Source organism: Acinetobacter sp. 228 (genome assembly GCF_048147885.1).
Genome location: NZ_JAYWYV010000388.1, coordinates 1 through 1,214, shown reverse-complemented (window position 1 = coordinate 1,214; position 1,214 = coordinate 1). Strand labels below are relative to the sequence as shown.

Below are 1,214 nucleotides of genomic sequence, written 5' to 3'. Positions count from 1 at the left end.
TCGTGAGAAAGAAATTGAGCGTACAGCACAAATTCTTTGCCGTCGTCGTAAAAACAATCCATTGTTGGTAGGCGACCCGGGTGTAGGTAAAACTTCAATTGCAGAAGGCCTTGCATGGCTTATTGTAAATGGTAAAGCACCAAAACCGCTAAGCCATGCAGAAATTTACAGCCTTGATATTGGTGCATTGGTTGCGGGTACAAAATATCGTGGTGACTTTGAAAAACGTTTAAAACAATTGTTAAACGCTTTGAAGAAAAATCCGAATGCGATTTTATTCATTGATGAAATTCATATGATCATTGGTGCAGGCTCAAGTATGGGCAGTACGATGGATGCTTCGAATCTCATTAAACCAGCTTTAGCAAATGGTACTTTACGCTGCATTGGATCAACAACGTTCCAAGAATATCGTCAGGTATTTGAAAAGGATCATGCGTTATCTCGTCGTTTCCAAAAAATTGACGTAAATGAACCGAGCATTTCTGAAACTATTGATATTTTACGTGGCTTGAAAACGAAGTTTGAAGATTTCCACCATGTACAGTATGACGACAAAGCTTTGGTTTCTGCGGTTGAGCTTTCTGCGAAATTTATTAATGATCGTTTCTTGCCAGATAAAGCGATTGATGTCATTGATGAAGCAGGTGCACAGCGCCGTTTAAAAGCAGAAAGTGAAGACAGCTTAATTACTGTAGAAAACATCGAAGATATTGTTTCTAAGATTGCGCGTATTCCGTCTAAAACTGTATCTAAAGATGATAAATCTGTACTTGAAAATCTTGAGCGTGACCTAAAACGTGTTGTATTTGGTCAAGATGAAGCAATTACTGCACTAGCTTCTGCAATCAAGTTGTCACGTGCTGGTTTGAAATCGCCAGATAAACCAGTTGGTAGCTTTGTGTTTGCTGGTCCTACCGGTGTAGGTAAAACTGAGGTTACGAAGCAATTAGCAAAACTTTTAGGTGTAGAGCTTGTTCGTTTCGATATGTCTGAGTATATGGAGCGTCATGCTGTTTCTCGCTTAATTGGTGCTCCTCCAGGGTATGTGGGTTATGACCAAGGTGGCTTACTCACAGATGCGATTCATAAAAATCCACAATGTGTATTGTTACTGGATGAAATTGAGAAAGCACATCCTGATGTGTTTAACCTGTTATTACAAATCATGTATCATGGTGCATTAACAGACAATAATGGTCGTAAGTCAGACT

General features: G+C 39.4%; 1 protein-coding gene. It reads left to right on the top strand.

All coding sequences use genetic code 11. From position 1 onward, the window contains the following. Positions 1-1,214, top strand: a 1,214-nt coding sequence (locus VXQ92_RS19250) for an AAA family ATPase (protein ID WP_416682879.1), incomplete at both ends; no start/stop codon positions are given.